A 26,351-nucleotide genomic window follows, 5' to 3' on the forward strand; every position below is an offset into this window, starting at 1 on the left:
AAGGAGGTTAGTATAGAATGCTACAAAATGATAAGAAACTCCCGTTAACACCATTGCAGCTAGTTATGTTAATGGAAACGTTAAAGGATCCAACATCAGATGCATATTGGCAAATTTTATCTTATGAAATTCCTAATTCATTTACATTCGAAGAGATTCAAGATGCTTGGTTAAATACTGCCAAAGCCAACCCGGCATTAAGAACAAAATTTGAGTGGGAGCAAGAGATAGAACCAATCCAAATTATTCAAAACAATGTAGAAGACATCAATGTAGTAGAGGTTAATTATTTAAGGATTCAAGATGAATTTATGAATATAGAGAATTGGTTTAAAAGTGAGATTGGTAGGCTACAGCAAACGATGCTGAATAAGACGCAACAATTTTATCTTATTCAAAATTGGAAACCATCTAAAAACTTATTAGTATGGGTGCATCATCATATCATTATGGATGGTTGGTCAATTGCTCAAACACTTGAAGATTTCTTTAAGCTGTTAAATAAGGATGTCACTTCATTAGCCATTCGTCCAGATATAGAACCTTATTTACATTATATTAGTGATCCAATGTATCAAAAAGGACTGGAAAAATATTGGGGAAATGTATTAAGTGATTTAGCTGAAGCCGAAACATTAGCTATAGAAAAGTCACAACATATCACTCAAAAGCCATTATTCATGTATATCGATAAAGAGTTAAGCAAGAGAGCAGCAGAAAATCTTCATGCCTATAGCATAAAGAATAGAGTTACAACTTCAAGTATCGCTTTAACAATATGGGGCGTGTTAATCAATCGATATCAACATACGAATAAGCTATACGTAGGATCGACTTTTGCATTAAGACCATATCAATTAATAGAGTCGAGTGATATGAATGGAATGCTTATAAACACATTACCCGTCAAAATAGATATAGAAGATGAACTAACATTAAAAGAAGTCTGTCTACAGACAATGGATCATCTGCAAGATGTTTCTGAAAACAGCGGGGTTCCGTATTCTAAATTATTACAATTTGGTGGGGTGTCTGGAGATACAGAAATCTTTAAAACCTCTGTCATTTTCCAAAATTTCAAGGGAACTTTAAATAATAAAAAGAATGGTGATTTGGTTCACCAATATGGAACAAGCTCTGATCCATTATCGGTAACATTTGATATTACGCAAGACTCCATATGCTTACGATTAGGTTGGGATCAACAACGTTATGAGAAAACGGAGCTTCTAAGACTTCTAGATTCTCTTGAGTATATATTTGAAAATATAGATAACTATAATAATATGTTGGTCCAAAATATTAACTTAACACAAGGCGAAGAGCTATATTTAAAAAATGTTTTGACGACAGAATTTCCTACTACGTCTGAAAATTTTTCAATTCAATCCATTTTAGGAGACCACAGGGATGATTCCTTAGCCATTTCAGATGGTCAAAGAAATTTAAGTTATCGTGATGTCAAAAGATATAGCAATATTGTGGCAAATCAACTGCTCGAAGAAGGAGTACAGAGCGGGGATACAGTTGCACTGGTAGGAAAGAAAAGTATTGAAACAGCGATCGGTATTTTTGCTGCTTGGACAATAGGTGCGGCATGGTGTGCTATTGATACGAGTATACCTGAAGCAAGAACTAAACGTACATTAGACATATTGCAGCCAAAAACATCATTATTCCTAGATAACATCCCAACCATTATTGAACGTAGTGCGGATGAAAAAGAAATGATGAGCGAGGCTTACAGATTTAACTCGGAAGATGTGGCATATTATATTTCTACTTCTGGTAGTACAGGGGAACCTAAAATTGTTTCATTAAAAGCAGAAGGGTTGTCACAACTAATCCAAAGCTGGAAACGATTTTATGACCTTTCTAGTGAACAACATGTTCTTCAACTAGGGAGTTGGACATCCGATGTTTTTTTAGGTGATTTGCTGAAGGCATGGTCAACGAATGGCTGCTTGTTTGTTTGCGAGGAAGATAAAAGAATTGATATGGCATATTTAGCAGAAATGGCAGCTAAATATAAAATTTCATTTTTGGAGTCAACACCTGTTTTAGTAAGGGAATTTATTCACTTTTTAAATGAGGAAAATATTATCTTAAAAGATTTAAAAACGATAGTGGTAGGTGCTGATACGTTCAGACTTGAAGAAAAGAATGAAATATGTGACATGCTTTGGGGAGGCGTCAATTTTTACAATGGTTATGGTCTAAGTGAATGTACAATTGAGTCTCTAGTATATACGTGTAATAACGATCATGATAGTTCTAAATCCGGACTTTGTCCAATAGGTAAACCATTACCAGGAACAATGGTGAGAATTGTTGATAAATCAGGTAATTCGGTAGCCCCTGGCATGATAGGTGAACTACACATTGGAGGGAAACAAGTAACAAAAGGCTATGTAACCGAGGAGGGTTTAGTTACCTCAAATAGTTATACTCTGAATGATGTTAACTACTTCCGAACTGGTGATTTAGTTAGGTTGAACGCTAATGGAGTGATTGAATTTTATGGGCGCAGTGATCAGCAAGTAAAAATTCGAGGCTATCGATTAGAATTAGGAGAAGTAGAGAACGCGTTATTATCCCTTCAACCAGGTATGGAATGTTTTGTTATCTGTCTTCCAAGTAATAACGGTGAAAATACTTTAATTGCCTTTATAAGTGGAACAGACCAAAGTATTGAGACCATTAATAGTAGTATCTCTAAGATACTTCCGGATTTTGCTATTCCGAATATTATTGTTCCTTTAGAAAGGCTACCCCGCAATACGAATGGCAAGATTGATAGAGTTTTGCTAAGGAAACAAGCTGAAGAATTACTTAATCAGTTAACCGATACATCGACTATCTCAATGTCAGGAGATATGGTTGATATTGTAAGAGAGACATGGGAAGTAGTTTTAGGAAAAAAGGTACAGTTGAATCGTAGCCTATTCGATCAAGGTGGCCATTCTTTAATTGTACTGAAATTATATAACTTACTTAGAAAAGTGTTGCCTTCGTATGAGTTTGTAGTTGGTGATCTTTTCAGATATCCAACGATTAATCGGTTTGTAGAAGAAATTACGGCTAGAAAAGAAGCTGTGCCTATCCAAGAAAGTACTGTTCCATCTTACAGCAAAATTGAAGTACTTGAAAAAGTGAAACAAGGCGAGCTTTCAGTGGAGGAAGCTATGAAAATAATAGGTGGTCATAGATTGTGAAGATGAAACAAGAAAAAGGATATCTAGTATATAACCCAAATCCACATGCAAAATTAAAATTGCTATGTTTTCATCATGCTGGAGGTTCGGCACTTTCGATGGTTCCTTTAGTGAGAGATTTATCTGAAGATATAGAAGTATGTTTGTTCGAATTACCTGGTAGGGGAATGACTAATGATTTACCGTTTCTATCAACATTTTGTGAGGCAAAAGAATATCTTTTTAAAACAGTATTTCATTATATTGATCGCCCAGCCGTTTTATTTGGTCATAGTTTAGGTGGACTATTTGTCTATGCTTTATCAAGTTTACTGGATGATAAAAGTCAATATATTAAAAAATTAATTATTTCAGCTGCTAGGTCCCCTATAACTGTATCTAATAATGCGACGCATCCTGAAGCTCCGTTTACGAGGCGAACGAGGGAAAGTGTCATAGCAGATATTAGAAGGCTAGGTGGAGTGCCAAATGAGCTTGAGTCTGACTCGAAGCTGTTTAATTCAATCGTTGATGTTACAGGCAGAGATTTTCATTTACTTGATACATTTAAATTCGATGACAAAGCATTTATCAACTATCCAATGGAACTTTGGCTAGGTGCACAAGATTCAGCAGTTCCTGATGAGGAAGTGAAGCTATGGGAGAAAATGACGCTCAATGACTATAAGTGTAAGTATTTTAATGGTGGTCATTTTTACTTAAGTGAGAATGAGGAGCCTGCGAAAGAATTGACAAAGGAACTCATGACTATTTATACCAACATCAAAGGAGAGGTGATTCATGCAGACTAAACTTAAACCAGGTGAAAGAAGACATTATAGGGAAATTGAACTTTGGAAAGATATTACCCAAGAGCAATGGGATGACTGGCATTGGCAATTAACGAACACTATTAAAACGTTAGATGATTTAAAGAAAGTTGTCAACTTAACTGCTGAAGAAGAAGAAGGAGTGAAAATTTCTCTACAAACAATACCTTTGAATATAACTCCTTATTATGCATCTTTAATGAATCCAGATGATGTACGATGTCCAATACGCATGCAATCTGTTCCATTATCTGCTGAAATTATGAAGAGTCACTATGATCTAGAAGATCCGTTGGATGAAGATGAAGATTCTCCTGTACCAGGTATAACTCATAGGTATCCTGATAGAGTATTGTTCTTGGTAACCAATCAATGCTCCATGTATTGTAGATATTGTACAAGAAGAAGGTTTTCTGGACAGGTGGGGATGGCAGTACCTAAAAAGCAGCTTGATAGAGCTATTGATTATATTAGGAATAATAAAGAAGTCAGAGATGTTTTATTATCGGGCGGAGATGCCTTATTAATTAATGACAAAATTCTCGAATATATTTTAAGCAGTTTAAGAGACATACCGCATGTTGAAATCATTCGAATTGGTACTAGAGCACCAGTAGTATTTCCTCAAAGAATAACGGATGATTTGTGTACGATTTTAAAGAAATATCATCCTGTATGGCTAAATACACACTTCAATACATCGATAGAATTAACCGATGAAGCGAAAGAAGCCTGTGAGAAATTGGTCAATGCGGGGGTTCCAGTTGGGAATCAATCTGTTATTCTGACAGGCATAAATGATAGCGTGCCAATAATGAAAAAATTAGTACATGATTTAGTTAAAATCCGGGTTAGACCATACTATATTTATCAGTGTGATCTGTCTGAAGGGATTAGCCATTTTAGAGCGCCTATTTCTAAAGGATTGGAAATAATTGAATCTTTAAGAGGACATACTTCTGGTTATGCTGTACCAACATTCGTAGTAGACGCACCAAACGGAGGTGGGAAGATAGCTTTACAGCCAAATTATATACTTTCTCACAGTCCTGAGAAAGTCGTTTTAAGAAATTATGAAGGCGTTATTTCTTCTTATCCAGAGATAAAGCACTATGAGTCAGGTACAGCCGATAGTTATTTCTCTGAAGTGTATGATTTAAAATCATACGAATCAACAGGCGTTTCAAAGCTTTTAGAGGCTGAACCTTCGAAAAGCTTAGTACCTACAAATCTTCCGCGATATAAATTAAGAGAAAGATATAAAGAAGAGGGGGCAGAGACATTAAAGGATAAAAGAGAAAATAGAGATCTTTTAAAACAAAAGAAAATAGTACAAGCACAGAAAATAAATAAATGCTAGATAGGAGACTAGAGATGGTAAGTTTTTATGGTAGTTTATCTACAGAATTATATGATATAGATAAATATATTGGTAAAACATTTGGCGATGTAGAGTATTATTCAGAAAGGTTAGAAGGCGTTAAGGGAAAGATATTAGAGCCTGCCGTTGGTAATGGACGTATCTTAATACCTCTATTGCATAAAGGGCTAAATATTGAAGGTTTTGACCTTTCTGATGACATGTTACGATTATGCAAAAAAAATTGTGCAGAAAGAGAGCTTTCACCAAATCTATATTCATTAAATATGTGCAATTTTTCTTTGGAACAAAAATATGAGGCGATTATTATTCCGACTGGCTCGTTCCTATTATTGCATCAAAGAGAAGATTCTTTAAAAGCCTTAAAGTGTTTTTATGATCACCTAGAGGATGGAGGCCGCTTAATAGTAGATACTTTTCTTCCTGAGTCGTTTGAGAAGGGTTATGTTTCAACTAGAATATTAAAGAATCAAGACGGTGACTCTATAACGTTGGAAGAAGTATTGGTAGATGTGGACTACATTAATCAATTTACTATTACTCACAATAAATATCAGAAATGGCAAAATACGAAACTAATTGACACTGAGTTAGAAGTTTTCCCATTAAAGTGGTATGGAGTAGAAGAGTTTCGAGCAATTTTACAAGATATTGGATTTAAAGATGTTACGATTTCTGCGGATTATGAGTATAATAAATATCCAACAAATGGTTCAGAGGTATTTACGTATGAAGCTATAAAAAAATAGCAGTTAATAACGACTTTAAATTATAGAACCTCAACATAAAAAAAGGTTGTTCTTAAAGCCCTTAAAAGTTCGATTGGAGAACGATTCGTTTTCCAAATCGAACTTTTTCCTTTTCTGCTGAAAGTAGTAGGGACTTCCTATTTTCAGTAGGTTAAGGGCAACAGCATGCGATGGGGCGAGCCTTGAGGTATATCCCGTCAACCAAAACTGCCCATGATGATAGAAGGAAAAACATCTATATTAATTTAGATATTTTACAACAGACAACTTTATTTGGAAAAGAACGTATACATTTAAAAGAGGCGCCTAAAACATTTGAGGTAAAAATTCCCTCATGAATCGTTGATTTTTACGTAACCATATTTTTAAAATCATACGATGTGTTAATAATCTATGCCTTTTATTTGTCCTCGTCTTAGCTTCTATTAAGCTTTGTAGCAGAATACAAGTTTCCGTTGTATAAGCTTGAGGTTCTACGAGGACATCAAGCTTGTAATCAATTAGCTGTGCTGCCTGAATCTTTGCTAGTAAATAGGCAAATTGTGTATTCATTGCGGCATAATTTTCTTCTAATTCTAGCCCAATAAGTGAATAGAGTGTTTGTTCTATTTCAGCTTCAAGTTCTTGGAGTTGCTCATTTGATGGCTGTGTCAATACATATCACCTCTTTATACAACAAGATAACCGATAGCAGCAAATAGAATTCCAACTAGCAAGGTACTGGCAATATAGCTAATGGCTTGTCTCCATTTTTGTTGCTCTATAAACTGTAGTGTTTCAAACCCAAACGTAGAGAATGTCGTATAGGCTCCTAAAAAGCCTATGCCTATCAACTGCCATAACCAGTCACTGACATGCAGGGCGAATAAAAAACCAAGTGCAAAGGAGCCTGTACAATTAATGATAAAAGTTGCCCATGGATATGGATGTACAAGTAATTTTCCTAAATAGAATCTTGACAAAGCGCCAAAAATTCCCCCAATCCCGACCAAAATCATACCATGCGCCCCCTTGCAAGTCGTATCCCCAGCCATGCACCTGCTAGTCCTCCTAAAACACTTACGACAACATAAAGTACAGCCTGTAGCCACTCATTATTTTCAAGGAGGAGCAGTGTCTCTAAGGAAAATGTCGAAAAAGTAGTAAAAGCACCACAAAAGCCAGTTCCAAGTCCTACTACAATCGGTGTGCGTTTTATAAAAGTGGTGAAAAGCCATGCTAAGCAAAAGCATCCAACTATATTTATACAAAGTGTTGTATAAGGGAAACCGTTCGTGCTTGGCCAAATCAGATTAAGACCATATCGACTGATTGCGCCAAAAAATCCGCCGATCCCAACTGCTAAAAATGTCTTCAACGTAAAGACCCCTTACTAAAAATGACTATATTGAAAGTGTATCATGAGATGAAAATTTTAGAAATATTTCTTCTGTTAGCCTTCCTATAAAATGATTTCGTGTAATAATCGTTTTGTTATGACCAATAGCTTTGTAAAAGAAACAAGCCTTGAGTGCTTGAATCTTGTGAAGGAGCCTTCTTTCTCTCTATCCTTTTTGTTCATTTCATCCTTTTGGTCAATATAAGCGACCTAACATTTACTGTAATGTTAAAGTCAATCAACCACTTATGCCTATGCTTTCCTTTGGTTCTTTTCAATAATTCAACGCTTTAAAGCACTAACTATTTCCTGAAAATGATAAAAAAATAACAGGGTGATAGTTGACAAATATTTCTATAGTGTGATAATCTTCAAGAACACTATAACAAATAAACCAAGGGAGGGCATGACAATGTTAATTTTATCAGTATCAAATTCAATTACAGTTACATACATTGTCCATGCCTAACGCTTATTTAAGATTGCATAAAAAGGTATGGGTTCAATCCTGCCTTTTATAAGAGACACATGCTCTTTTTAGGGTATGTGTCTTTTTTCGTGCCAAAAAGGTTGTAGTGAATACTAAAAGGGAGTGTATGTATATGAGAAACACAGTACAACGAATGATTTTCAAAAAGGAATTTCTAGAAAGTGGGTAGTCATCCACAACAGCACGGAAGAAAGAAGGTTATAATGTATGTTTGATGTGTTAAGTAAATTAGGCTGGTTCTTTAAAAAATACTGGAAGCAATATACGGTTGCCATTGTGGTACTCATGATTGCCAGTGGATTAGAGGTCATTCCTCCATATTTATTAGGCTCCATTATCGATTTATTGACTACAGGAGAAATGACACCAGCTATTTTAACAAAATATGTATTCATTTTTATTGGGATTATTATTGGGGGCTATCTATTAAATTTTGTGTGGCAATTCCGACTATTTGAAGGAGCTATTAACCTTGAGAAAATATTACGTCGAAATTTAATGCAGCATTTTTTACGCATGACTCCAACGTTTTATGAGAAAAACCGTACAGGGGATTTAATGGCACGAGCAACAAATGACTTAAATGCCGTATCCATGACAGCTGGTTTTGGCATTATGACGTTGATTGATTCAACGATTTATATGGGCTTTATCATTTTTGCGATGGGCTATATGATTTCATGGAAGCTCACATTTTTTGCGATGTTACCAGTTCCTATTATGGCCATCCTCATACAATATTTAGGTAAAATTGTTCATGAACGCTATATGAAGGCTCAAGACGCTTTTGGTGAGCTGAACGATAGTGTACTGGAATCTGTTGCAGGAGTTCGAGTGGTGCGCGCCTATGTGCAGGAAAAAAAGGATGAGGCTAATTTTGCGGATATGAGTGAGATTGTGTATGCCAAAAATATTCATACAGCTAAAATTAATGCATTATTCGGCCCGATTACGAAAGTCGGAACAGGTATTAGCTATGTTGTAGCACTCGGTTACGGGGCTCATTTAGTGGCGATAGAGGCAATGACGGTTGGGCAACTGGTCACATTTAATGTGTATTTAGGATTAGCGGTTTGGCCAATCTTTGCGATTGGAGAGCTCATCAATGTTATGCAGCAAGGGAATGCCTCGCTGGATCGTGTGCAGGAAACATTGAACTATGATGCAGATGTTCAAAATATTCCGAATCCACAAATGATTGCGACACCTAATGCAATTGGTTTTGATGCTTTAACATTCCAATATCCAATGAGTCAGGTGAAAAACTTACAGCAAATTTCACTTGCACTGGAAAAAGGTCAAACGCTGGGCATTGTCGGCAAGACAGGTGCGGGAAAAACAACCTTCCTTCGCCAATTATTGCGAGAGTATCCAATCGGACAGGGGCAGCTTTCCATTGACGGTATCGACATCACCTCTCAAACCAAGGAGCAGATTCTTGATTGGATAGGCTATGTGCCGCAAGATCATGTGCTATTCTCACGTACTATTCGTGAAAATATATTATTTGGGAAAGAAGATGCGACACAAGCTGAATTACAGCAGGCGATTCGTGCCGCATACTTTGAAAAAGATTTAGAAAATTTACCAATGGGCCTTGAAACACTTGTTGGGGAAAAAGGTGTATCTCTTTCAGGCGGTCAAAAACAACGTGTATCTATTGCTCGTGCATTGATTAAAGATCCTGAAATTTTAATGCTTGATGATTCGCTTTCGGCTGTCGATGCCAAGACAGAGGCAAGAATTATTGAAAATATTCAGCGTGAACGTCATGGGAAAACGACGATTATTACTACGCATCGCCTATCTGGTATTCAGCATGCGGATGTTATCATCGTGTTGGATGATGGACAAATCGTAGAGCAGGGAACACATGAGGAACTTCTTTCGCAACAAGGATGGTATAAAGAGCAATTTGACCGTCAGCAGCTAGAAGGGGGTGCCTCATGAGTACGAGTCAACGTTTAACACGCTATGCGATGCATTTTAAAAAGCCGATATTACTAGGCTTATTCTTCCTTACAATCGCCGTATTTACGGAGCTTGTTGGGCCATTTATTGCCAAGCATATTATTGATAATTACATGACAATTGGTCATATTGAAATCAAACCGATTACATGGCTACTACTCGTTTATTTACTGTTAGCCATTGCAACGGCTATATTACGCTATTTTATGTATATCTATTTACAAATTGGTGCAAACCGCGTCATTCAAAAATTACGTAAGGATGTTTTTGAGCATATTCAAACTTTACCAATTCAGTATTTCGATAATTTACCAGCAGGTAAAATTGTTGCGCGTGTAACAAATGATACAGAAGCGGTGCGTAATTTATATGTACAGGTGCTATCCAATTTTGTTACGAGCTTTATTTCCATCATTGGTGTATATATCGCACTCTTTATTTTAAACTGGAAAATGGCAATGCTAGCTTTAACGATGATTCCTATTGTTTACGTATGGATGATTTTGTATCGAAAATTTGCCTCAAAGTATAATGATGTCATTCGTACAAAAATCGCTGACATTAATGCCATGATTAATGAATCCATTCAAGGCATGACTATTATTCAGGCATTCCGTCGTGAGCAGCAAATGACGAAGGAATTTGATGACATGAATAATGAGCATTATGCATACGAACGTAAGCTATTAGTGCTCGATTCAGCCACATCCTTTAACCTTGTGAATACGTTAAGGCTGATTATGTTTACGGTCTTTATTTTTTATTTTGGTACGCAATCATTTACAGCTACCCAAGTGATTTCAGCGGGTACTTTGTATGCATTTGTTGATTATTTAACAAAGCTATTTAATCCAATTACGAACATCGTGAACCAATTTTCTCAGCTTGAGCGTTCTCTAATTGCTGGGAAACGTGTTTTCGAGGTGCTAGATACAGACGGTGAGCCTGTCTCTGAAAAAAGCCTCCCACGATATAAAGGCAATGTCGTATTCGAGGATGTTTCCTTTGCTTATAAAGACAATGAATACGTGCTGAAAAACCTATCATTTGAGGCACATCAAGGTGAAACGATTGCCTTAGTTGGTCATACGGGCTCTGGGAAAAGTTCCATTATGAACTTGTTATTCCGCTTCTATGATCCATCAAAAGGCAAAATTACCATTGATGGCATTGATATCACCTCTGTTCCTCGTCAAACGATGCGTGAACATATGGGAATAGTGCTACAGGATCCTTACTTATTTACAGGTACGATTGCTTCAAATGTCGGCTTAAACAACCCTAATATATCATCCGAAAAAATAGAAGCTTCTTTAAATGCTGTAGGAGGCGAACGGGTTTTATCGAACTTACCTAATGGTTATGATGAGCCAGTGATTGAGAAAGGTAGTACGTTATCCTCAGGGCAACGTCAGCTGATTTCGTTTGCGCGGGCACTTGCCTTCGATCCAGCGATTTTAATTTTAGATGAAGCGACATCGAATATTGATACGGAAACGGAAGAAATTATTCAGCATGCAATGGATGTCCTGAAAAAAGGACGAACAACATTTATTATTGCCCATCGACTGTCTACGATTAAAAATGCCGATCGTATCCTTGTACTTGATCGAGGACAAATTATAGAGAATGGCACGCATGATGAACTGCTAGCACTTGGCGGTATTTATAACAAAATGTATCAAATGCAAGCGAATTCCTTACAATAAAATCTATGGAAAGCCCCACTTCATAAAAGTGGGGCTTTGTCATTACAAGGATATACATACATTAAAAGTGTCGTAATATCTGATTGAAAATAGATAACTTAAAAAGCATTTAAATGGTTTTACAATAAAAATTTTATTGGATAGTCGGCGTTGAATGCAGACAGGGTTAATTGAATTTTGAAAAGCCTATTTTGGATTAACCTTTCTCCAAAATAGGCTTTTCTTTTTATTCGTTTAACAAAAAATAATAGCTAGTTGAATGATTATAAAGTGATAGTAGTGACGGATAAAGGTAAAGCAATTTAGTTTAAAATCAAATAGTTTAATGTTAAACTATTTGGGAATGAAAGAAAAGGAGATGTGTTAGCGATGGGTAAACTACAAGACAAAGTGGTTATCATTACTGGGGGAGCAGGCGGTATCGGTAGTGGGATGGCAAAAGCAATGGCAAAGGAAGGGGCTGTCGTTACAATTGTTGATTTAAATGCAGAGGCGGGTGAGGTAATGGCAAAAGAATTGCAAGAAATCTCACCAAAATCTATGTTTTTGCAGGCGAATTTAATGGAACGCGATCAATTACCAAAAATTATTGATACAGTCGTAGAAAAATACGGTAAACTAGATGTGCTAGTTAATAACGCTCATGCTGCGAAACAAGTTACAATAGAAGAAACAACACAGGCAGATCTTGATTTATCGTTTGGGACAGGTTTTTATCCAACCTTCTATTTAATGCAAGCAGCACTCCCACATTTAAAAGAAACGAAGGGCAATATTATTAACTTTGCATCTGGGGCAGGTATTCAAGGCCATGAGACACAGGCAGCTTATGCCGCAGCTAAGGAAGCAATCCGCGGTATTTCTCGTGTTGCCGCAAATGAATGGGGACGTTTTGGTATCAATGTCAATATCATTAGTCCACTTGCGGATTCACCAGGTGTACAGGCATGGGCAAAAGCACAACCAGAATATTATGAAGCGGTTAGAAGTAAAATTCCACTTGGTCGTTTTGGTGATATTGAGCAAGATATCGGTCGAGTAGCTGTTTTCTTAGCTTCTGACGATTCCCAATACATCACGGGTCAAACGATTATGGTGGATGGAGGTTCACTAATGCTTCATTAGTTCGCGGCGTTCGAGGAGGATTTTTTTGAAACAGACAAATATTTTTAAACTCATTCATATGATTGAACAGGTGAATAATGCCAATATTATACGCTTTACAAAAGCGTTTCCATATCCTTTAGGAATTTCACCGATTTTAGTGTTAAACGAACTACATGTTAAAGGCCCTCAAAAACAAGCAGAATTAGCTGAAACCATTGGCTATACGAAAGGTGCTATGACAAGCATTGCAGAAAAATTGGTTAAGCTTGGATTAGCGGAAAGACTTTATGATCCATCTGACCGTCGCACCATTCGCTTGCAAATTACGGAAGAGGGGAAAGTAGCTTTGGCGAAGGCTCAATCCATCGGGAAAGAGGTCTTTGTACAGCTTTTTGAAGTATTAGATGACAAGGAAATTGCCCAATATTTGCTGATTCAAGAGAAATTAGTACAGGGAATTCAACAGAAAAATGACTAGCTAATTATCAACTCGCCTCTAAGAAATTTTATAGAGGTGAGTTGATTTTTTGCTGGATATTTATATTAATGTCATAGGTGGTGGAAGTCTATGGCTTTGAACGGATAGGATACTCAAACTGAAGGATAGAACTCAATATGTGAAGGATAAAACGGGAAAACTAGTGGATAGAGCGCACCTTTTGCCCGATAGAATGGCTTTGAACGGATAGAATTACTCAAAGTGAAGGATAGAACTCAATATGTGAAGGATAAAACGGGAAAACAGGTGGATAGAGCGCACCTTTTGCCTGATAGAATGGCTTTGAACGGATAGGATACTCAAACTGAAGGATAGAATTCAATATGTGAAGGATAAAACGGGAAAACTAGTGGATAGAGCGCACCTTTTGCCCGATAGAATGGCTTTGAACGGATAGAATACTCAAAGTGAAGGATAGAACTCAATATGTGAAGGATAGAACAGGAAAACTAGTGGATAGAGCGCACCTTTTGCCTGATAGAATGGCTTTGAACGGATAGGATACTCAAAGTGAAGGATAGAACAGGAAAACTAGTGGATAGAGCGCACCTTTTGCTCGAATAGAATCACTCTAAACAGATAGGGCCCCCGAACTCAATATTTTGTTTAAAATCTAATTGTAAAATAGTTGAATTTATTGAAAATTGTCCAGCTTCATTTTATAATCAAGATGCGGTTCTATTATAGAGACAATCGAGGTGTGAAATGACATTAAAAACATTAGATAACTCATTAGAGGTTTTAAAATATTTTAATAAAGAAAATCCTACATGGGGTGTGCGTGAATTAGCAAAGGAGATGAATATTAGTCATTCTATTATTTATCGAATTTTAGTTACATTCGAGAGTCATGGATTTCTGATTCAAAATCCTGAGACAAAAAAATATGAATTAGGGCTTCGTTTTTTAGAGTATGGTCAGATGGTGAAAGATAAATTAAATCTTTCTGATTTTGTTTTGCCAATTATGAAAAATCTTGCAGAAACCATTAAAGAGTCGGTATTTCTAACTTGGCTAGATGGCAAAGATGGCGTCACCGTGGAAATAGCTGAAGGCTCTCAAACAATTAAGTTTTCGGTGTCAATGGGCACACGAACACCACTACATATTGGGGCTTCTTGTAAAGTCATCATGGCCTATCTACCTGAGGATCGGAAGAAGGAGATTATGGAGCATGGTATGAAAAGATTAACCCCAGAAACGATTACTGACCCCGCAGAAATGATAGCCGATTTAGAAAAAATTCAACAACAAGGCTGGTGCTTCTCGACGGGGGAATATGCTCATTCTGTTTTTGGGCTTGGTGTACCTCTTTTTAACAGCAAAAAAGAAGTAATTGCTTCTTTAACGATTGCAGGACCTATTTATCGTAAACCAACAGAGGAAAAGTTACCTGAAATGGTGAATGTTCTTCAATATGGAGCGATGAATATTCAACGTTATTTCGATCAGTATAGCTTTAAGCTGTATCATGAATAAGCTTGAAACAAGGCTCAAGATAGTTAATATCTATCTTGGGCCTTTGCTCTGATTTCCTTCATGAACGATACAGCCGTGTCTATTTCTTCAAACGTATTAAAATAATGTGGGGAAAAACGAGCCATTTGACTAATCTGATTACGTTCCATAATGGCATTGGCCATAAATGTGCCAGCCTCAATAATGACCCCACGTTCTGCTAATTCATTCGTTAGCTCATCTGGAGAAATCCCTTCTATATTAAACGGCGTAATGGATAATCGATGTGCACTATTTTGCGGACCATATAACACAATACCTGGGATGGTTGAGAGCTGTTCCACTAAATAGTTCGTTAATTGTTGTACTCTTTCATAAATAGAGTGAATACCAATAGCGTTGGCATAGTCAATCGCTGCTCCCAATCCCAAAATACTTGGGATGATTGGACAGCCTGGCTCAAAACGTTTCGCTGTTACTAAAAAAGAATACTCATCGTTTTGATAATCCCACTGGGTACTACCCCAGCCAATCATAATAGGTGTGAGTGCTGGGATAAGCGCTTGGCGCACATATAAAATACCTGAACCCTCAGGGCCGCGCAACCATTTTCGGCCACAGGCAACTAAAAAGTCACAGCCAAGCTCTGCAACATGTATCGGTGTTAAACCAACAGTTTGATTGGCATTAATCAATGTTAATACATGGTGTTGCTGTGCCAGCTGACAAATTTCCTTGGCGGGCTGGAGTGCACCAGCAGCATTGGACATATGGGCAAAGGCAATCAATCTTGTGTGTGGCGTGATGAGTTGCTCCAGCTCTTGTAAATCAACTAGATACTCCGCATTAGTTTTCAAAACTTTTAACTGAACACCTTGTTGCTGAAGGGCAAGCCAAGGCACATAGTTACTTAACATTTCTGTATCGAGCACAATGACCTCATCACCTTGTTCCCATTGCAAGCCCCCTGCTATATAATTAATAGCCATTGAACCGTTTGGCACAAAGGCAATTTCTTCTTTTTTGGCGCCGATAAATAATGCGCTTTTCTCTCGTATACGCTCTACCTGTGCATATATTTCTTGACGAAAAGAGGGTAAGTAGGGACCAATACTCGCTTGTTTTTGAAGATAGCTAGTCATTACATCCACTACTGGCTGGGGCATGGCAGAAGCAGCAGCCGTGTTTAAATAAATATAGTGCTCTAGTAGCGGCATATCTTTTTGTATTTTCATCATATTTAACATTGTGCGCACCAGCCTTATAAAATGATTAATTCTTTCGAATAGGTCATTAAATTCTTATAACCATTTTCTGTAACAATTAAATTATCCTCGATACGAACACCGCCGACATCCTGAACGTAGATACCTGGCTCCACTGTAAATGCCATACCAGGTTTTAATACTAGCTGATTATGCTGCATGATATAAGGTTCCTCATGTGCACTTAAACCAATACCATGGCCAAGTCGGTGTGTGAAATTGTCACCATAGCCTGCGGCGTGAATAATGCCTCTTGCTATAGCATCAATGTCATGTGCTGTCATGCCTGGTTTGATCGCTTCTATTGCCGTTTCATTGGCTTGTTTAACAATGCTGTAAATCTTTTTTAAAGTTGGAGAAATCTCCCCTAAAGCTACCGTTCTAGTCATATCTGCCACATAGCCCTTATAAATGGCCCCAAAGTCTATGACGATCAATTCGCCTGTCTCTATTTTTTTCATGCTTGCTCTGCCGTGGGGAAGCGCTCCTCGGTAACCTGATGCCACAATGGTTCCAAAAGGTGTTCCCTCTGAACCACGTCGTCTCATTTCATATTCTAATTGTGCAGCGACTTCCATTTCTGAAACACCAGCTCGTATCGTTGGCAATGTTGCTTCAAGACTTTCTTCTGCAATTTGCACAGCCTGTCGCATCAAGGCTATTTCATGATGCTCTTTTTTCATACGGAGTTCACGAATGGATTCACCGATGTCACATAAATTGTTATATGTAAGGTGTTCGATTGCTTTTTGTTCCTTTACGTGCATCGTGTCAAATTCCACACCAAGTGTTTGCGACGCTCCCAGCTCTTTTTTTAATTGCCAGATGGCCTGTGTCGGTCCCTCTTCATCTGAATAAGATACGATAGCATTCGCACACTCCGTATCAACTTTTGTTAGTTCTACTTGTGGTACTAGAAAATATAATTGATTGTTAGCCGTGATAGCCACTAACGTTAAGCGCTCACTTTGCTTTAACTGGAGACCTGTAAAATAAGACATATTCGACCCAGGTACAAGAATCGCCACATCAATTTGCTGTTGCTGCATATAGGAAACTAGTTTCTCTCTTCTATTTTGAAACATAGGGTCATTCCTCCTAAAAATAAGTTATATTAATTGTTTCTATTATAGATACAGCGTATCTTAAAATTATATATTAATAATAATGAATTTTCAATAAATAAAGTGGATGTCAGCCTAATAGGTGGCTCTAATAGGAAGGGAATTTACAAATGAGGGAATAGTATGCTGTTAATTTAGTAAATACTAGTGTACGTCTTTTTTTCGTCCATTATGCATATAAGTAGACTAGATAAACTTTTTTCCAACTTAATACGTCAAAAAGAGGGGCAAAATTGTTAAGCAAGAAAGGACTAATGTATGGAAAAAAATATGAAACGCTCAAAAGAGAAAAAGAGCAAGAAAAAATTATGGCTGTGGATAGTCGGTAGCCTACTAGCAATATTTTTAATTTTTATAGGTGCTGCTTACTTTACCATCCAAAAAACTATGAATAAAATAAATACACCACTTATTCAAACAACTGATGCTGCACAACTCGAAGAAAAAACAGTGATCAAAAAAGAACCATTCTCGGTTCTCATGCTTGGGGTCGATGAACGAAAAGATGATAGCGGCCGTTCCGATACTATGATTGTGATTACTGTGAATCCTGAAAAACAGACAATGAAAATGCTTAGTATTCCCCGTGATACACGTACAGAAATTATTGGTCATGATACCGTTGATAAAATTAATCATGCCTATGCCTTTGGTGGCGTTCCGATGGCTGTAGATACAGTGGAAAATTTTCTAAATATACCTATTGATTATTATGTGTTTATTAATATGGAGGGTTTTCTACAAATTATTGACACGCTTGGGGGCGTAACCATCAATAATGATATGGATTTAACTTTTGATGAATATCATTTCCCAGAGGGAGAAATTACGTTAGACGGTAATGAGGCACTGATTTTTTCACGTATTCGTTACGAAGATCCGCGCGGTGATTTTGGTCGCCAAATTCGTCAGCGCCAAATTATTGAAGCTGTAATGAAAAAAGCTTCTACACCATCTACGTTATTAAAAGCAACAGATATGCTGAATGTTCTAGGTGATAATGTGCGTATGAACTTTTCTGTCAAAGATCTTATTCAGCTGCAAGGTCTTTATAAAAAGATGGATGCAGATATTGAACAGTTGTCATTTGACGAGGGGGATGGTCAAAGGATTAACCATATTTGGTACTACATTCCGAATGAGGTAGAGCTTGAAGAAATACAAACGGATTTAAAAAATCATTTACAAAAAAGTAAGTAAGTTAGCTACAACTTTGGGCCATGAAGGGAGGGAGATGAATGAATGGGAGGACCCAGGTGCTTAGGTATACAGCACTGAATCATTGCATGCAAAGCTATGTACCTAAACGTAAAGTGCGAAAAAATCCAGTCCAATCAGCGATAAGAGGCCTACAAGTATTGTGTTTAAAATTGTTTATGTAAGAGATAAAAAATCATTCAGGTAGGGCGCATGCCTAGTTGAATGATTTTTTTATGGCTTCATCAATCATTTTTCAATATTTCTTGAAATGTCAGAAAATTAAGTGTATACTGACATTAGAAATGGTTAAAGGAGTGATTGTGATGATTATAGGCACAATTTTATTAGCATTTGCATTACCAGTGGGTATCGTATTAGCAGCAGATTTATTAAACGAGCAGCGTCACTCTACTACACTATCTAACCATTCATAATGACCAAACAACTAAAACGTTCATTTTTAGACAATGCTACCTTGTAGCCTTGTCTATTTTTTTATGTTATTTCAACAGGTGTCACAGGTTCATTTTTACTCGTCAGCATGAAAAAATCTGGACGCAATTATACGAAAGCATAGTCGATAAATTGGAAACTATTTATGTGATTCATTCGTCAATAGTATAGAGAAAATGTTATACTATATAAAAAAACAGTATCGGGGAATGAGCATGCAAGAGGAAAAAACATCTAATTTTAAAAAAGAAATAATATCCTACATTAAAATTATTGTCATTACAGCAGTTGTCGTTTTTGGCTGTAAGCAATTTTTATTTGCGCCGATCAAAGTGCAGGGAGCATCGATGTATCCGACGTATCATGATAAGGATATTATTATTGTAAGTAAAACAAGTAAAATCGAACGTTTCGATCAAATTGTTTTCCAATCACCTGTAGAGGATGAGTTATATATTAAACGTGTAATTGGTCTTCCAGGAGATAAAGTCGAAATGAAAGATGATGTATTGTATGTCAATGGCAAAGCGTACAAAGAAGATTATGTCAATCGCCAAACAGAGGATCCTAATCAATTACGCATTACGGAAAACTTTACGTTGGAACAATTAGTGAATGAACAAGAAGTGCCAAAGGGAATGTTTTTTGTGCTTGGTGACAATCGCCTAAAAAGTAGTGATAGTCGCCATTATGGTTTAATTTCCGAGGATGCAGTTTACGGTGAATCAAAATTAATACTATATCCATTTAGCCATTTTCATATTGGTTCAAAATGATGAAAAAGAGGTCACTCCCTTGAGTAGCCTCTTTTTAATTTTGGGGTAAATCTGTACAGCTTTTATACGTGGGATAATAGACACAAATTCTTGAATTTTCAACGGTTTCTTTAATGGGCGACAGCCTACTTTTTGCTGGAGAATGGATTGCTGGTTCTTCAATCGTGAACTCTTCTACTACTAATTCTACGCCATAAAATAGTATTAAAAAATAGCAAACAAATCCTACTATGCGCAAACAATCACCTCTTAAAATAGTTATTGTATGTTAATATGTATGGTCAAATTCGTCGAAATATAAGCAGAAATTCAAAATTTTCTCTCGATTCCACGGTTTTATGATGGCGTTCATTCTATGAAAAAAATCTATTGTCAATGAAATTTTGATGTGCTACTATAGCTAAAGTAAATATTTGATCTGTATAACCTCAATAATATGGATTGAGGGTCTCTACCAGGAACCATAAAATCCTGACTACAAAACTTTGCTTCATTTTTGTAGTCAGGATTTTTTTATTATGTTTTAAAAGAATCTCCTACAAAAATGGAAGTGTAATGAAAGGGAGATTACGATGAATTGGAGAGTTTATATTCTTGCAGTGACAACCTTCGCAGTAGGGTTAGTTGAATTAATTGTTGGTGGAATCCTGCCAAATATTGCAGAGGATTTACATGTATCATTAGCAACAGCAGGACAATTAATCACAATTTTTGCACTGGTTTATGCGATTTCTGCGCCAGTCCTACTATCCTTGACAGCCAAGGTGGAACGGAAGCGCTTATTCCTTATTTCTTTATTTATTTTCACGTTAGGGAATCTAATGACCTTCTTTAGTACAACGTTCATCATTGTGCTAATTGCTCGTATTTTCACAGCGATGAGTACAGCGTTAGTCATCGTATTATCATTAACGATTACTACTAAAATCGTAGAGCCTCGCCACCGTGCCAAAGCATTAGGGCTTGTTTTTATGGGCGTAAGTTCCGCGCTTGTAATCGGTGTGCCAATGGGTATTTTTATTACAGAAGCGTTTGGCTGGCGTGCTGTATTTTTAGGTATTAGTATCCTGTCAACGATTTCAATGGTTTTAATTGCCTTATTGCTTGAAAAAATGCCAATCGGAGAAGTAGTGCCACTGAAGGCACAAATCAAATCATTGGCGAATTTGAAAATCCTAACAGCACAGTTAACTACGCTGTTTATGTTAGCGGGTCATTACATGCTCTACGCTTATTTAACACCATTTTTAGTAGAAGCATTTGATCTGAGTGCCTCATGGATTAGTATTTGCTACTTAATTTTCGGTATTGCCTCTGTTAGCGGGAACGCTATAGGAGGCTGGGTGAGTGATAAAATTGGCACAAGCAAGGCTATTATTTTAATCGTCTCTGCCTTTGCCATTGTGTTATTTACTATTCCTTATACAGTTATTGCCCTGCCACTGTTTTTAGTATTTACGGTTTTATGGGGGGCGTTGAGCTGGGCTTTGACACCACCATTACAAAATTATTTAATTCAGGCAGATCCTCAATCATCTGATATTCAGCAAAGCTTAAATACAGCTGCCCTGCAAATCGGGATCTCCATCGGATCAGCAGTAGGAGGCGCTATGTTTGCTTGGACAGGGTCCGTTATGCACTTAGCAAGCTTTGGTACGATTCTAGTTCTCTGTGCATTAGCTTGTGCCATCTTCTCTATCAAAAGAGCACCTCTTGGTCAGGAGCAGCACGTAGATTATTCATCAGCACATCATAACTCGTAATAGAACAACTGCCTGTAAGGTATTGGGAAAGCCATCCCAATACCTTTTTTTGAATCTATTTTCGAATCGTTTCAAAAATTAAATTCTCTATGGTTTCTTAGCATACTCCAATTCTCTATGGAATAGATTGTTGTAGTTAATGAATTTACAGACTTGAGGAGTTTGAGATTTAAGTGTAAATACTACTTTTTAAAGGAAACCTTCAAATCTTGTAAATGGAAGGAGAACCCAATGACTGAATATCATCAACAATCATCTGCTGAAGTCATGAAAATATTGAACGTCACCACACAAGGCTTGACCGATGATGACGTCAAAAAAAGACAACAAATCTATGGCTATAATGTATTAGAGGAAGGGAAAAGAACAAGTACATGGGCTGTTTTCATGGGTCAATTTAAAGATTTATTGGTCATTATTTTACTCGTTGCGGCCTTCGTTTCCTTTCTACTAGGAGAAGTGGGAAGCACCATTGTGATTATGATCGTGGTCATTTTAAATGCTATTTTAGGCACGGTGCAGCATGTGAAGGCAGAGCAGTCACTAGATAATCTGAAAGCATTGACCTCTCCGATTGCCAAAGTCATGCGTAATCATCAACTAGTGGAGATTTCTTCTGAAGAAATTGTGGTAGGCGATCTTCTGATGTTGGAGGCAGGCGACTACATCAATGCGGATGGCAGGCTACTGGAAAGCCATAATTTACACATCAATGAAAGCTCGCTCACAGGCGAATCGATTGCTGTAGCAAAAAGTACGGACCCTATTCGGAAAAATAATGTAACGATTGCGGATAAGAAAAATATGGTGTATTCAGGAAGCTTTGTGACTAATGGACGTGGCATCGTGATGGTTACTGCGATCGGAATGCAGACCGAAATCGGAAAAATTGCGAATTTACTCGATACGGCCAAGGAGAAGAAAACACCATTACAAATTAGTCTTGATCAATTCGGTGAAAAATTAGCACTAGGCATTACCCTAATTTGTTTAGCTATTTTTACGATTGACCTTATTCGAGGAAGGGCCTTAGTGGAATCCTTTATGTTTGCTGTATCCCTTGCTGTTGCAGCGATCCCAGAGGCATTGAGCTCCATTGTGACCATTGTATTAGCTTTTGGCACCCAGAAAATGGCGAAGGAAAATGCGATCATCCGCAAGCTTTATGCTGTTGAAAGCTTAGGAAGTGTATCGGTTATTTGCTCTGATAAAACGGGTACCTTAACCGAAAATAAAATGGTCGTACAGGAAGTTTTCGTCGACCAGAAAAAGATTCCACACGATTGGCTGAATCCAACGAACCCAGTGGAAAAAGAGCTGATGGTAAAAGCGCTTCTATGTAGTGACGCTGTCGAGCGTGAGCAAAAAGAAATTGGTGACCCTACAGAAATTGCCCTCGTGAAATTAGGGAAACAATATGGTTTAGATGAATTGACAGTTCGCGAGCAATATCCTCGACTGGCTGAAATTCCATTTGATTCAGCGAGAAAGCTCATGAGTACTGTTAATCAGATGGACAAGCAACCTATCATGATTACTAAAGGGGCTTTAGATGTACTTTTACCAAAAGTGACACGAATCAAAACAACAACTGGTATTTTTGAGATGACTGCGCAGCATCGCCAGAAAATTGAAGCAGTGAATCGTGATTTTTCTATGAATGGTTTAAGGGTGTTAGCTATTGCTTATAAGGAGGTATTGCCTCTACAAAAAGTCGATACAAGAGCTGAACGAGATTTAATCTTTGTTGGCTTAGTAGCGATGATGGACCCTCCAAGAAAAGAGTCGAAAGAGGCTGTGGAAAGCTGTATAAAAGCAGGTATTAAGCCCGTCATGATTACAGGGGACCATAAAATTACAGCAACAGCTATCGCTCAACAAATTGGTATTTTACAAAATCCAGCAGAAGCTATAGAAGGACATGCACTCGAAGGTTTAACCGATCAAGAGCTACAAGAAAAAATACATGATTATTCTGTGTATGCTCGTGTTACACCAGCACAAAAAATTCGAATTGTCAAAGCCTGGCAGGATAAAGGGCATGTTGTCGCCATGACAGGGGATGGTGTCAATGATGGGCCAGCCCTGAAACAAGCCGATATTGGTGTAGCAATGGGCGTGACAGGCACAGAGGTTGCGAAAGATGCCTCGTCCATGATTTTAACTGATGATAATTTTTCGACGATTGTCAAGGCAATTGCCAATGGTCGTAGCATCTATACGAATATTAAAAATGCGATTCTGTTTTTATTATCAGGAAATGCGGGTGCTATTTTTGTCGTGTTATATGCCACTGTTTTAGGCTTACCTGTTCCTTTTGCACCTGTGCATCTATTATTCATTAACCTATTGACAGATAGTCTACCAGCAATCGCAATCGGTTTAGAGCCAAATAATAAGAAAACAATGAAGGACAAGCCTAGAAATATCCATACTCCTTTATTAAATAAAGCCTTTACAACACAAGTAGTGCTTGAAGGTATATTAATCGCCATTTCCACCATTATTGCGTTTCAAATCGGTTTATCGACAGGTGATACGTTAACAGCCAGCACAATGGCCTTTACCACATTATGCCTATCAAGATTAGTGCATGGCTTTAACTCCAGATCCAAACAATCAATCTTTGCTATTGGCGTATTTTCGAATAAATATACTTGGCTTGCCTTTATCATCGGTGTATTTAGCTTACACATTGTCTTGTTTATGCCAATGCTCACAACAGTTTTTGAGGTAGCTCCATTAACGACAGCTCAGCTAGGCTTTATTTATAGCTTATCGGTATTACCATTCCTAGTGAACCAATGGTATAAGCTACTGTTCGTGAGAAATCGATAGTAGGTCAAAAAAGAAGCTTCCGTTAGATAAAACGGATGCTTCTTTTTAGCTTTGAGGTGCTACTATCCAACCTTTACGCTTACTGAGGTCAATCAATTTTGCCCCTAATAGTGCATAACGCATATGAAGTTCACCATATTTAGTTAAGTGGAGCTTTTTTACTGACAAATCCAGTGCTTGGCTTACAGCAATTAAAGATGAGGCAATATTCATGGATAAAATAGCACTAATTTCGCCATCATTAATAGCCGATTTTCCACGAAGATCCGTTAGTTTCATCTTACTGTACTCGATTGCTGTAGTGGGTGCCAACATGCCATTTTCCTTTAATAATAATGTCAACTGCTTATTTTCCTCTTTTAAACATTGAATAAACTCCAAGATCATGATTTTTAAATGTTTATCACGTGTATGCTTAAAAAAGGCATGGCTTGAAGCAATATAGCTTTGATTGACACCAAGCTGTGACCAAAGCTTGAAAATTTCCTTAAATTGTAACGATGCTAGATTGTCCTTTATCATTATGGCACTTCCTAACTCTTAGTTTATCTAAGATTAGGATGGACAGGAAATGACATTCTATTCATCTTTTACAATAAAAGTTTACTAACGAGCCTTTAATAATAGGTGCCATAAGGAGACATGTGAGGATTAGGGTAGCGATATGGATAAGGGTATGGACATGGCTTCATGTAGTGCTGCGGCATTGTTTGTTTTGACGGAGTTTGATCGGTTGCTGACTGGACACGATGACAGCCTTTTGGTGGTCCGATATAAGTGGATGGAACAATCGGTGCAATTGTTTTCTTCCATTGTTCTTCATCTAAACAATACGTATGCGCCATAATATTTGCTGGTGTAAATTTCAATATATCGGAACCTAAAATGACCTCTGGCGTTGGTGCATCAAAAATCGCAAGTAAATGAGTATTATCTGCTGTTGCTATTTCATAATGCCACCAGCCTTGCGGTATATTGGCAACTTGCCCAGGTCTAATGGGATAGTTTTGTATTTTCTTTGTAAAGGGATTCAAGATGGAAACCGTCGCTGCCCCAGCGATACAATAGACGAGCTCAGCGGCATTTTGATGGTAGTGTGGCTCAACGATATTTTCTTTACTCAAAAAAATATCGAGTAAAGATGTATTTTCTACTGTATTTAATTGTTCCACACTAAGAATATTAATGTAATTTTGTGAATCCTTTTTAAAAAGCGTACTTTTATTAACATCAAAAGTGAATTCTGTAGAGGGAGAGGTATAGTCGATATTTGAGCTAATACTTACATCCTTTCTCATGAAAGTGGGATATTCATCATCATAGATTATGTTTCAACAGCATATAGGCTTACACAGATGCCTAGAGAGCAGCTACGGAACGTATCTTTTTAAAAATTAGCTAAAATTACCACCTCTAATTAAGAATGTATGTACGTGTAAAGAAAAGTAGATATTTGTTCTTTTTATATAAAGTATTGTAAATGTGTAAAAGGCATATGCAGAGCTGTAAAGGGGCGTTCAACAGGAAAGAATCGGTAGCGTCACCAAATCGTCCATATGATGTAGATAGAGAAATCAGGTGCCATTACAAAAAGGTGTGTAAAAATCATCAACATAACAGGTGAATCTTTTACTTTACAAGGCAAGAGGGGTGTACGTTTCCTATAAACAATATTTTAGCCATGCTGCCCATTTTACAGCGAGAGTCTAAGGTCATAAAAGATATTTTTTATATTGATGTGGAATGTTTTTATATGGAGTAGTTATAGTATTCTATGGATATTATAACTGCTCTTTTTTTACCTATACACCTCTTCTATGATTCACCTATCCAATCATGAAATTTACACTGCTCTTATAGGGCATAGAAGGAATCTAGATAAACAAAATACCGTTCTTATTACTGTAAAACTGATGCACTTGATCCACAATCTATTAGCAGGCGGCCTTTTTAAAACAGTCGCTGGCTATTTTAATTTCCTAGATTACATATAAACCGACCCTTCCAATCCCTCCTTTTACAGCCCTCCTAGTTTTCTATAAGCAACTACATCACTGACTGTATCTGCCACTGATGCCTTGATTGGGTTAACTGGAAATATTATGAATTGCTGTGAGTTATTTATGGTTTGAAAGTTCTGTTTTTTTATACAATTACTAGGAAAAT

The 26,351-nt window shown here is 37.2% G+C and carries 22 protein-coding genes and 1 riboswitch; of the genes, 14 read left to right on the forward strand and 8 right to left on the reverse strand.

The window, feature by feature from the left end; genetic code table 11:
• The first annotated feature begins 17 nt into the window (after positions 1 to 17).
• The 4 genes from MHI34_RS17310 to MHI34_RS17325 are packed head-to-tail and all read left to right on the forward strand — an operon-like array spanning position 18 to position 6,154.
• Positions 18 to 3,215 carry an AMP-binding protein gene (locus MHI34_RS17310; protein ID WP_342503703.1) on the forward strand — a complete coding sequence of 1,066 codons (3,198 nt, stop codon included), beginning with the start codon at positions 18 to 20 and terminating at the stop codon, positions 3,213 to 3,215.
• Between the two features lie 2 nt (positions 3,216 to 3,217).
• Positions 3,218 to 4,006 carry an alpha/beta fold hydrolase gene (locus tag MHI34_RS17315; RefSeq protein WP_342504481.1) on the forward strand — a complete coding sequence of 263 codons (789 nt, stop codon included), beginning with the start codon at positions 3,218 to 3,220 and terminating at the stop codon, positions 4,004 to 4,006.
• Positions 3,996 to 5,384, forward strand: a complete 1,389-nt coding sequence (ablA, locus tag MHI34_RS17320; protein ID WP_036120568.1) for a lysine 2,3-aminomutase — start codon at positions 3,996 to 3,998, stop codon at positions 5,382 to 5,384. The genes MHI34_RS17315 and ablA overlap by 11 nt, the downstream gene beginning before the upstream one ends.
• A 14-nt stretch (positions 5,385 to 5,398) precedes the next feature.
• Positions 5,399 to 6,154: a class I SAM-dependent methyltransferase gene (locus MHI34_RS17325; protein WP_036120565.1), complete on the forward strand. Its 756-nt coding sequence runs from the start codon at positions 5,399 to 5,401 to the stop codon at positions 6,152 to 6,154.
• Between the two features lie 306 nt (positions 6,155 to 6,460).
• Here the strand turns inward: MHI34_RS17325 and MHI34_RS17330 are convergent, their stop codons facing one another.
• From MHI34_RS17330 to crcB, 3 genes are read right to left on the reverse strand one after another with little or no spacing between them, the layout of a single operon-like run.
• Positions 6,461 to 6,808: a hypothetical protein gene (locus MHI34_RS17330; RefSeq protein ID WP_342503704.1), complete on the reverse strand. Its 348-nt coding sequence runs from the start codon at positions 6,806 to 6,808 to the stop codon at positions 6,461 to 6,463.
• A 14-nt stretch (positions 6,809 to 6,822) separates the two neighbouring features.
• Entirely contained in the window at positions 6,823 to 7,152 is a 330-nt protein-coding gene (locus tag MHI34_RS17335) for a CrcB family protein (protein WP_342503705.1), read from the reverse strand.
• Positions 7,149 to 7,511 carry a fluoride efflux transporter CrcB gene (gene crcB / locus MHI34_RS17340; RefSeq protein ID WP_330493260.1) on the reverse strand — a complete coding sequence of 121 codons (363 nt, stop codon included), beginning with the start codon at positions 7,509 to 7,511 and terminating at the stop codon, positions 7,149 to 7,151. The genes MHI34_RS17335 and crcB overlap by 4 nt, the downstream gene beginning before the upstream one ends.
• A 718-nt stretch (positions 7,512 to 8,229) precedes the next feature.
• On the opposite strand from crcB, the gene MHI34_RS17345 reads away from it, so the two are divergent.
• The 5 genes from MHI34_RS17345 to MHI34_RS17365 all read left to right on the forward strand — a co-directional run bounded on the left by MHI34_RS17345 (position 8,230) and on the right by MHI34_RS17365 (position 14,787).
• Positions 8,230 to 9,972 (forward strand): ABC transporter ATP-binding protein, encoded by a 1,743-nt coding sequence (locus MHI34_RS17345; protein WP_342503706.1) that lies wholly within the window; start codon positions 8,230 to 8,232, stop codon positions 9,970 to 9,972.
• Positions 9,969 to 11,702 (forward strand): ABC transporter ATP-binding protein, encoded by a 1,734-nt coding sequence (locus MHI34_RS17350; protein ID WP_058844584.1) that lies wholly within the window; start codon positions 9,969 to 9,971, stop codon positions 11,700 to 11,702. The genes MHI34_RS17345 and MHI34_RS17350 overlap by 4 nt, the downstream gene beginning before the upstream one ends.
• A gap of 369 nt (positions 11,703 to 12,071) precedes the next feature.
• Complete coding sequence (locus tag MHI34_RS17355) at positions 12,072 to 12,827, forward strand: SDR family oxidoreductase (RefSeq protein WP_036120550.1); 756 nt, start codon at positions 12,072 to 12,074, stop codon at positions 12,825 to 12,827.
• A gap of 25 nt (positions 12,828 to 12,852) precedes the next feature.
• On the forward strand, positions 12,853 to 13,287 hold the full coding sequence (locus tag MHI34_RS17360; protein ID WP_036120548.1) for a MarR family transcriptional regulator: 435 nt from the start codon (positions 12,853 to 12,855) through the stop codon (positions 13,285 to 13,287).
• A 726-nt stretch (positions 13,288 to 14,013) separates the two neighbouring features.
• Complete coding sequence (locus MHI34_RS17365) at positions 14,014 to 14,787, forward strand: IclR family transcriptional regulator (protein ID WP_058844176.1); 774 nt, start codon at positions 14,014 to 14,016, stop codon at positions 14,785 to 14,787.
• Positions 14,788 to 14,810: 23 nt separating this feature from the next.
• Here the strand turns inward: MHI34_RS17365 and MHI34_RS17370 are convergent, their stop codons facing one another.
• Entirely contained in the window at positions 14,811 to 16,013 is a 1,203-nt protein-coding gene (locus tag MHI34_RS17370; protein ID WP_058844177.1) for an aminotransferase class V-fold PLP-dependent enzyme, read from the reverse strand.
• 14 nt (positions 16,014 to 16,027) lie between these two features.
• Entirely contained in the window at positions 16,028 to 17,116 is a 1,089-nt protein-coding gene (locus tag MHI34_RS17375; RefSeq protein WP_342503707.1) for an aminopeptidase P family protein, read from the reverse strand.
• Positions 17,117 to 17,413: 297 nt separating this feature from the next.
• Between MHI34_RS17375 and MHI34_RS17380 the strand changes: the two genes are divergently transcribed.
• The 3 genes from MHI34_RS17380 (at position 17,414) to lepB (ending at position 19,584) form a co-directional block, all read left to right on the forward strand.
• Positions 17,414 to 18,355 (forward strand): LCP family protein, encoded by a 942-nt coding sequence (locus MHI34_RS17380; protein ID WP_058844179.1) that lies wholly within the window; start codon positions 17,414 to 17,416, stop codon positions 18,353 to 18,355.
• Positions 18,356 to 18,678: 323 nt separating this feature from the next.
• Positions 18,679 to 18,789, forward strand: a complete 111-nt coding sequence (locus MHI34_RS17385) for a hypothetical protein (protein ID WP_036129103.1) — start codon at positions 18,679 to 18,681, stop codon at positions 18,787 to 18,789.
• Between the two features lie 234 nt (positions 18,790 to 19,023).
• Positions 19,024 to 19,584, forward strand: coding sequence for a signal peptidase I (gene lepB / locus MHI34_RS17390; RefSeq protein ID WP_338654622.1), 561 nt, complete (start codon positions 19,024 to 19,026; stop codon positions 19,582 to 19,584).
• Positions 19,585 to 19,618: 34 nt separating this feature from the next.
• Here lepB and MHI34_RS17395 read toward each other — a convergent pair whose 3' ends face one another.
• Complete coding sequence (locus tag MHI34_RS17395; RefSeq protein WP_342503708.1) at positions 19,619 to 19,822, reverse strand: hypothetical protein; 204 nt, start codon at positions 19,820 to 19,822, stop codon at positions 19,619 to 19,621.
• A 160-nt stretch (positions 19,823 to 19,982) separates the two neighbouring features.
• A riboswitch (purine riboswitch) is annotated at positions 19,983 to 20,082 on the forward strand.
• A 74-nt stretch (positions 20,083 to 20,156) separates the two neighbouring features.
• Between MHI34_RS17395 and MHI34_RS17400 the strand changes: the two genes are divergently transcribed.
• On the forward strand, positions 20,157 to 21,347 hold the full coding sequence (locus tag MHI34_RS17400; protein WP_036129111.1) for an MFS transporter: 1,191 nt from the start codon (positions 20,157 to 20,159) through the stop codon (positions 21,345 to 21,347).
• Between the two features lie 231 nt (positions 21,348 to 21,578).
• Positions 21,579 to 24,185: a cation-translocating P-type ATPase gene (locus MHI34_RS17405; protein ID WP_058844180.1), complete on the forward strand. Its 2,607-nt coding sequence runs from the start codon at positions 21,579 to 21,581 to the stop codon at positions 24,183 to 24,185.
• A gap of 45 nt (positions 24,186 to 24,230) precedes the next feature.
• Here MHI34_RS17405 and MHI34_RS17410 read toward each other — a convergent pair whose 3' ends face one another.
• Positions 24,231 to 24,707 (reverse strand): DUF3231 family protein, encoded by a 477-nt coding sequence (locus tag MHI34_RS17410; protein ID WP_058844181.1) that lies wholly within the window; start codon positions 24,705 to 24,707, stop codon positions 24,231 to 24,233.
• Positions 24,708 to 24,802: 95 nt separating this feature from the next.
• Positions 24,803 to 25,483, reverse strand: coding sequence for a cupin domain-containing protein (locus MHI34_RS17415; RefSeq protein ID WP_036129120.1), 681 nt, complete (start codon positions 25,481 to 25,483; stop codon positions 24,803 to 24,805).
• Between the last annotated feature and the right edge of the window lie 868 nt (positions 25,484 to 26,351).

This window comes from Lysinibacillus sp. FSL L8-0126 (assembly GCF_038630385.1).
Classification (GTDB): domain Bacteria; phylum Bacillota; class Bacilli; order Bacillales_A; family Planococcaceae; genus Lysinibacillus; species Lysinibacillus fusiformis_D.

What these genes read in the sequence shown, in the direction of transcription:
- MHI34_RS17335 (WP_342503705.1), bottom strand. Translation starts at nt 7,152, where the DNA reads ATGATTTTGGTCGGGATTGGGGGAATTTTTGGCGCTTTGTCAAGATTC.
- MHI34_RS17315 (WP_342504481.1), top strand. Translation starts at nt 3,218, where the DNA reads ATGAAACAAGAAAAAGGATATCTAGTATATAACCCAAATCCACATGCA.
- MHI34_RS17380 (WP_058844179.1), top strand. Translation starts at nt 17,414, where the DNA reads ATGGAAAAAAATATGAAACGCTCAAAAGAGAAAAAGAGCAAGAAAAAA.
- MHI34_RS17375 (WP_342503707.1), bottom strand. Translation starts at nt 17,116, where the DNA reads ATGTTTCAAAATAGAAGAGAGAAACTAGTTTCCTATATGCAGCAACAG.
- MHI34_RS17310 (WP_342503703.1), top strand. Translation starts at nt 18, where the DNA reads ATGCTACAAAATGATAAGAAACTCCCGTTAACACCATTGCAGCTAGTT.
- MHI34_RS17410 (WP_058844181.1), bottom strand. Translation starts at nt 24,707, where the DNA reads ATGATAAAGGACAATCTAGCATCGTTACAATTTAAGGAAATTTTCAAG.
- MHI34_RS17385 (WP_036129103.1), top strand. Translation starts at nt 18,679, where the DNA reads ATGATTATAGGCACAATTTTATTAGCATTTGCATTACCAGTGGGTATC.
- lepB (WP_338654622.1), top strand. Translation starts at nt 19,024, where the DNA reads ATGCAAGAGGAAAAAACATCTAATTTTAAAAAAGAAATAATATCCTAC.
- MHI34_RS17365 (WP_058844176.1), top strand. Translation starts at nt 14,014, where the DNA reads ATGACATTAAAAACATTAGATAACTCATTAGAGGTTTTAAAATATTTT.
- MHI34_RS17350 (WP_058844584.1), top strand. Translation starts at nt 9,969, where the DNA reads ATGAGTACGAGTCAACGTTTAACACGCTATGCGATGCATTTTAAAAAG.
- MHI34_RS17415 (WP_036129120.1), bottom strand. Translation starts at nt 25,483, where the DNA reads ATGAGAAAGGATGTAAGTATTAGCTCAAATATCGACTATACCTCTCCC.
- MHI34_RS17325 (WP_036120565.1), top strand. Translation starts at nt 5,399, where the DNA reads ATGGTAAGTTTTTATGGTAGTTTATCTACAGAATTATATGATATAGAT.
- MHI34_RS17370 (WP_058844177.1), bottom strand. Translation starts at nt 16,013, where the DNA reads ATGTTAAATATGATGAAAATACAAAAAGATATGCCGCTACTAGAGCAC.
- MHI34_RS17405 (WP_058844180.1), top strand. Translation starts at nt 21,579, where the DNA reads ATGACTGAATATCATCAACAATCATCTGCTGAAGTCATGAAAATATTG.
- MHI34_RS17355 (WP_036120550.1), top strand. Translation starts at nt 12,072, where the DNA reads ATGGGTAAACTACAAGACAAAGTGGTTATCATTACTGGGGGAGCAGGC.
- MHI34_RS17345 (WP_342503706.1), top strand. Translation starts at nt 8,230, where the DNA reads ATGTTTGATGTGTTAAGTAAATTAGGCTGGTTCTTTAAAAAATACTGG.
- MHI34_RS17400 (WP_036129111.1), top strand. Translation starts at nt 20,157, where the DNA reads ATGAATTGGAGAGTTTATATTCTTGCAGTGACAACCTTCGCAGTAGGG.
- ablA (WP_036120568.1), top strand. Translation starts at nt 3,996, where the DNA reads ATGCAGACTAAACTTAAACCAGGTGAAAGAAGACATTATAGGGAAATT.